The following is a 6864-nucleotide window of genomic DNA, read 5'->3' as shown; positions in this document are numbered from 1 at the left end:
CATCTCAGGCAAGAATATCCGCCAGCTAACTTCTTATCCAAAATATATTGGAGGCAATCCTGCTCCGTTTTAAACTTATCTCTAAATTCGTTGATACTAATTCCGCTAAACATAGTAAGTTGTTTAGCTTAAATATACTAAATAACTTACTGATTATCAATAATTTATTAACAAAAAAAACGCTTTGCGAACTAAATACATAATCCTAAAAATCAAATTAATAAACTTAAATCACAAAACAGCTTGTCTACATGTTACCAACACCAATAGCTAACATATCCATAATACAATTATCAATAAATAACAAGTTTTGAATAGCACTAAGGCGCGATAACCATTTAAAATATCTGACTATTACTTGATATAATTCTTTCGCTTTATCTAATAATTTAGGCGGAACAGTTGCTTAAGATATCTAAAAATCCTATATTTATGCTAAGATACTAAGTAGCATAACAAGGTCAATCAGTGGTCGTTGGGAATCGAACCCCAATTTAAAATGCCATTTTCCGCAAACCTTCCAAGAAATGTCCAGTAAGAGGTCATAGTAACCAGCGGCCTGAGACAGGATCGGCTTAGTTAAATTTAAGCAAATAATCTCTAATCTTCCGTCAAGAGAGTCGATTCTAGCCCGAGTGTTAAGGTCTATTTGTTTCTAAAAGAATTTTACTCTTTCTTTTGTTTAGTCAGTTTGATGAGAAAGCAATTTGCTATATTTGCTTAATTGACTAATATCTAACATGTAAATGAAATAGGACATTTACGTCTGCTTGTTTTACAACTGTTTTACAAGATGTTTTAGTCGATGGTCAAGTTACTGTAATTTAAGGCTTTATATAGACGTACCGTAAGTTTGTGGTACCGGGGGGCGTGGGTTCGAGCCCCATCATTTACCCGGAAGCCTCTCATGAAAATGGGAGGCTTTTTTATTTAGTTTTAGTTTGTTCCGCGTGGTGGTCGACCTCATTGAGTACCAAACTCACCCAATCAAGCTGTTGGTCTTCTATGATGAGCGTCTTAAATCCATATCGCTGTCCTTCCACTTCAACCCCTCTCGAATCATCAATATGCAAATCGATATTGAAGGCTAATGGATACTTCGAGCAATGTATACCACTGCCGCTTAGTTTCAGCGAATGCTGCTTTTGGTTGATGACAAAATCAACCGGAAAGCCGTTCAACAAGAAAAGTAGTTTAATGTGACTATACGACCTGTGCGATGTTGTGTATACCCCAACTGTGTACCCGCGTTGCTTTAGCGTTTTAAATAGCATTACAGTTCCTTTTCGTATGGGTTCCATACCCAGTAGCCTTTGAAGTAGGGTTTGCTGTTCTACTTCGAATTTCTTGCTTCCGGGGATTATAGTGTCATCTAAGTCGAAGGATATTTTCATAGGAATAATACACCATAACTTTGCTTCGGTATTTTTAGTATGACGGGATTATAAATCGTTGAGAAAGTGGAGAAAAAGTGATTTTGTTCAAAATTTTTAAAAGTTCAAAACCGATAAAAGCGGACTTTTGATTCTTTATTTTGTATATTGCCTATTTAACTGCGACCCTATTAGGTCAAAAATAAGCCCCGCTTTTAAGTCAATTATGCGTGCCAAATCCAACCTGCTAAAATTTTCTCTTTTTCTAAACCTGGTTTTTGTGATGTTTTTTATAGGCAAGCGGGTTTATTATCATTACTACTTTTTTTTCAACCCTCCATTTACCGAAACGGATAGATGGAACAACTTTTTAAACAAGTCTAACGACACCCTTGCCAATGTTTTTATAGGCACCAGCCTTACCTCGGGGTTCCCTGTGCACAGCGAATTTAGCAACGATACCGTTAGAAACGCGGGCTTCAGTGGTGCCAAATCGGGATTTATACTTGAGCACTTCAAATTAGTGTTGAAGCATCACCCAAGGAAAATTTTCATAGAAGCGGGTACCAATGATATCAATTTTAAGGTAAGTATCGATACCTTCATAACAAACATGTCTACTATGATTCAGTTAGCCCGGCGGTCTTCGGCACGCATTTATGTCCAGTCGATATTACCTACCCGGCGCCCGGGTATGAACGAATGGATACCTACATGGAACGCAAAGTTAAAACAGCTTTGCGTGGAAAATAATGTCCCGTTTATCGATTTGTATCCGCATTATCTCGATGACGATGGGATGCTTGATAAAGACCTTACTACCGATGGTATTCATTTGACGGCAGCAGGCTATTATGTATGGCGTAAAAACATACAGCCTTTTTTAAACGCAAATTAAAAGCGTTATGATATTTCTGTATCTTGACGGGCTTTTGCGTGATGCCAGCGCGCAAAAGCAAACCATCCTAAATAGGTTTTATGAAGCCAGTTTATCTTTTGTTTGCCGCCATAGCTTTGTCGGCTACCTTAAATTCCTGTAAACAGTCCGCCGGTTCTGTAACTGCCGATTATAATGGCTGGCCAACCTATGCAGGTAGCAAAGATGGTGCGCGGTATTCTGAAAGCGAAATCATCAATACGCAAAACGTTGTGGGGCTTAAACAAGCCTGGGCACATAGCTCTAATGACCGCGATACGGGTAACCGCACCCAAAACCAATGCAACCCCATTATGGTTGATGGCATGCTGTATGGATCGACACCAAAGCTTAAGTTATTTTCGCTGGATGCGGCAACCGGCAAGCAAAACTGGCTGTTCGACCCGGCATCGCTGGATAGTACCGCCAAATTCAACCCCATGTTTTACTACAAAGTTAACCGAGGCGTGGTGTACTGGCAGGATGCCGATGGGGGCAACAAACGGGTGTTTTATAATGTTGGTAACAAGGTGTACGCATTAGATATTACCACCGGGCAACCAGTAGCCGGTTTTGGCCACGGAGGCTATCTGGATATGACGGAGAATGTTGGCCGCGAAATACATTCATTCGTGGCATCTACCACGCCGGGCATTATTTATAAAGATGTTTTAATAATGGGCGTGCGCGTGGCCGAAAGCGATGATGCCGCCCCCGCGCCTATAAGGGCTTACGATGCATTGACGGGCAAGCTCCGCTGGAGTTTCAACACCATACCGCACCCTGGCGAAAAGGGCTACGAGACCTGGGAAGATAAAAACGCCTGGAAAAGCCTGGGCGGGGCCAATAACTGGTCGGGCATGTCGCTGGACGAAAAGCGGGGCATCGTTTACATCCCCACAGGCTCCATAGGTGGCGATTTTTATGGTGCCAACCGTAAAGGGCAAAACCTGTATGCTAACTCGCTTATCGCGCTTGATGCGTCTACCGGAAAATACATCTGGCATTATCAGTTCGTACATCATGACCTTTGGGACCGCGATTTGCCTGCTAACCCCAATTTGGTCACTATCAATCATGATGGGAAGAATATCGACGTAGTTGCTCAGATAACCAAGCACGGTTACATTTTTATGTTCGATCGTACTAACGGCAAGCCCATCTTCCCCATAAACGAAACGCCGGTGCCAACTGCGGGCCTGCCGGGTGAACAGCCCTGGCCCACACAGCCGATACCCACTTTGCCCGAGCCTTTCGCGCGCCAGAAATTCGGGCCGGAAGACGTAACGAATATTTCGCCCGCAACGCATAAAGATATGATGGAGAAATACCTGAAGGTAAAGTATCGCACGATGTTTAGTCCGCCAAGTAAGGACGGCGGCTGGATTTTCCCCGGATTCGATGGCGGCGGCGAATGGGGTGGTGCGGCGGTGGATCAGCAAACTAAAATAATGTACATCAACAGCAGCGAACTACCCTGGGCGCAGGTAATGATAGACGTACCCAAAACCGATAATAACGACCATACGCTGGCCGGGGCGGGACATGCGCTATATAACCAACGCTGCATTGCCTGTCATGGTGCCGATTTAAAGGGTAATGGCAGTACTATCCCGGCATTGCTCAACCTCGAAAAGAAATACACTTTTGTACAGGCAAAAAACATCATTGATAACGGGCGCAATATGATGCCATCATTCAAGGCCATCCCCGAGGGAGAGAAACAGGCGCTCTTGACGTTTTTGCTTAAACTGCCCGAAAAAGAAGCTACCGACCCGGTTGGCAGGGGAGGGCCCGCATCGCCTACTGCGGTTAAGAGCGCTTTGCCGCCTGCGCCATATACCATGGCTGGCTACACACGCTTCATCGATAAAGACGGCTACCCAGGCATAAAACCCCCGTGGGGGACTTTGAATGCCGTTGATTTGACTACCGGGAAGCTTTTGTGGAAGGTGCCACTGGGCGAATACGCCGAACTTACAAAAAAGGGCATCCCTATCACCGGTACCGAAAACTACGGCGGCCCTTTGGTTACCAAAGGCGGATTGGTATTCATCGCCGCCACTAAGGATGAAATGATACGTGCTTTTGATAAAAAAACGGGCAAGGTGCTTTGGAAAGCGAAATTGCCCGCAGCAGGATATGCCACGCCCGCGTGTTATGAAATAGATGGCAGGCAGTACATCGTGATTGCCTGCGGTGGTGGCAAAATCGGCAGCAAGTCTGGCGATAGTTATATAGCGTTCTCATTATAGGGAACATCGCCCGAGAGCAATAACACGGGTAATCCCCTAAACATCATAGCCGCATCTGTTAATTCAGATGTGGCTTTTTACCGTGTTTTCACCCTCGTGATGTACGTGTTTTACCGCTTGTGATACTCCTGCACGTTGTCGAAATTCATAGTTTATCTAACCCTATTTAAACCTGCATACCAAGGCCGCCCGGGAACAGTATGCTTAAACCTTAAGTTATGAAAACAAAGTTTGGCTTTACACTGATGACCATTGATGAATTCGAGCCTTGGCTGGCGGACCTGCAGGTGTCGCGCACTATTTTAACCGTACAGGAGCACCATACCTACAGCCCATCATACAGCCAATTCAAGGGCAATAACCATTTCGAGCTGCAGCAGGGCATGAAAAATTATCACGTAGCCCACAACGGCTGGAGCGACATAGCCCAGCAGTTCACCACTTTTCCGGATGGTACGATTATGACGGGCCGCTCGATGGAAAGCACTCCCGCCTGCATATTGGGACAAAACGCGCACGCGGTATGCATAGAAAACCTGGGCAATTTTGATATGGGCGGCGATGCCATGACACCGGCTCAGCGCGATATCATCATCAGGATGACAGCCAGGCTTTGCGTCCGTTTCGGGTTACCCGTGAACGATACCAACGTAGTGTACCACCATTGGTTTAACCTGGCCACCGGCAAGCGCAATAATGGTACTGAGAATAATAAAAGTTGCCCCGGTACCAATTTCTTTGGCGGCAACAAAGTAGCTAATGCCCTTGCAAACTTTTTGCCGCTGGTAGCCGCGGTTGGGCATGCGCCTGCGCCGTTACAAGCACCTACCCCTGCACCTCCGGCGAGCAATCTGCTGAAATATGCCTGCGTTACGGCGTCAACGCTCAATATACGTACTGCGCCCAATGCTACCGCAGCGAAGGCAGGCGCGCCTGTACTGTTGGGCGCTATCTTGCGTGTTTATCAGGAAGGCAACGGTTGGTATAAAATATCAAACAGCCAAAGCCAATGGGTTGCCGCTCAATATACCATACCGGTAAAAAGGGCAAAGGTTAAAGCAAGCACCCTTAATGCACGCAGCGGTCCCGGCACCACGTACCCCAAAATTGGCACGCTGAGCCAGGGGCAGGAAGTATTCATAGAAAAAGAAGAAAATAATTGGTGCCAGATTGCTATGGATGGCAAATGGGTAAGCAAAGATTTCCTGACGTTTGTATAGCTTTCGACGCTATTTAAAAACCAAAAACAGTTTTTTGCCACCGGTTAAAAGCGTTATCATAACTAGACCGCCTATTAAACCAAAGGTAAATTCTTTAATAACAGCGAGTAAGTTGGGGAATAGGTTGTGCAGATATACAATGTTGTGCGCAAAAATACCGCCTGCCACCAATATCAACGCAATAGTGCCGGCTATGCTGAGCAGTTTTATCACGATGGGTAACGATTTAACCAGTAACGAGCCGATGGATGCAAAAATGCCTTTATTTCCCGAGCGTTTTATTAACAGGAGCCCGGCATCATCCATGCGCACGATAATAGCAACGATGCCGTAAACGCCAATTGTTGCTATTAATGCAACGGCTGATACGGTGATGATTTGTATAGGAAGGCTTTTGCCGGTAACTGCGCCGAGGGCAATAAAAACGATTTCTACAGATAAGATAAAGTCTGTATTGATAGCCGATTTTACCTTCTTTTTTTCGGCATCGTTATCGAAATCCTGTTTCTCGGCAATTATTTGCTGAGCTGGTTTCGGGTGATGGAAAAAGTATTCGATAATTTTTTCAACGCCTTCGTAAGCAAGGTAAAATCCGCCCAGGATCAAAATATATTTGATGGCAACCGGAAAGAAGACATTTAATAATAACGCAATAGGAACTATAATTACCTTGTTAATCAACGAGCCTTTGGTAATAGCCCATAATACTGGTAATTCTCTTGAAGATAAAAATCCCGTGGCTTTTTCGGCGTTTACGGCGAGATCATCGCCAAGGATGCCGGCTGTTTTACGGGTCGCTACTTTGGTGGCGATGGCAACATCGTCCATTAGGGCAGCGATATCATCTAGAATTGCAAAAAAACCTGATGCCATAGTTGTTCTTGTAGAGAGTTTACTTGTAAACCCGGTTTAATAGTTTAAGTTTTGTCCGTTGTGTATTCATTTTAAGTTGTCGAAAATATTCAATTAATAAAAATTCATAGGATTATGTATTTAGTTCGCAAAGCGTTTTTTTGTTAATAAATTATTGATAATCAGTAAGTTATTTAGTATATTTAAGCTAAATAACTTACTATGTTTAGCGGAATTAGTATCAACGA

5 protein-coding genes are annotated in these 6864 nt (G+C 44.2%); 3 read left to right on the top strand and 2 right to left on the bottom strand.

What is annotated here, in order from left to right; translation table 11 throughout:
- Nucleotides 1–926: 926 nt before the first annotated feature.
- Nucleotides 927–1394 carry a hypothetical protein gene (locus E2R66_RS27875; protein WP_134737985.1) on the bottom strand — a complete coding sequence of 156 codons (468 nt, stop codon included), beginning with the start codon at nt 1392–1394 and terminating at the stop codon, nt 927–929.
- Between the two features lie 205 nt (nt 1395–1599).
- On the opposite strand from E2R66_RS27875, the gene E2R66_RS27870 reads away from it, so the two are divergent.
- The 3 genes from E2R66_RS27870 (at nt 1600) to E2R66_RS27860 (ending at nt 5764) form a co-directional block, all read left to right on the top strand.
- Nucleotides 1600–2271 (top strand): GDSL-type esterase/lipase family protein, encoded by a 672-nt coding sequence (locus E2R66_RS27870; RefSeq protein WP_134737984.1) that lies wholly within the window; start codon nt 1600–1602, stop codon nt 2269–2271.
- 80 nt (nt 2272–2351) lie between these two features.
- On the top strand, nt 2352–4544 hold the full coding sequence (locus E2R66_RS27865; protein WP_134737983.1) for an outer membrane protein assembly factor BamB family protein: 2193 nt from the start codon (nt 2352–2354) through the stop codon (nt 4542–4544).
- A gap of 218 nt (nt 4545–4762) precedes the next feature.
- Nucleotides 4763–5764 carry an SH3 domain-containing protein gene (locus E2R66_RS27860; RefSeq protein WP_134737982.1) on the top strand — a complete coding sequence of 334 codons (1002 nt, stop codon included), beginning with the start codon at nt 4763–4765 and terminating at the stop codon, nt 5762–5764.
- 9 nt (nt 5765–5773) lie between these two features.
- Here the strand turns inward: E2R66_RS27860 and E2R66_RS27855 are convergent, their stop codons facing one another.
- Complete coding sequence (locus tag E2R66_RS27855) at nt 5774–6637, bottom strand: DUF808 domain-containing protein (RefSeq protein ID WP_134737981.1); 864 nt, start codon at nt 6635–6637, stop codon at nt 5774–5776.
- Between the last annotated feature and the right edge of the window lie 227 nt (nt 6638–6864).

The sequence above is a fragment of the Mucilaginibacter psychrotolerans genome, assembly GCF_004519315.1.
Lineage (GTDB): Bacteria > Bacteroidota > Bacteroidia > Sphingobacteriales > Sphingobacteriaceae > Mucilaginibacter > Mucilaginibacter psychrotolerans.
Note: the sequence above shows the minus strand (reverse complement) of the source record. Positions and strands in the feature narration are given on the sequence as shown.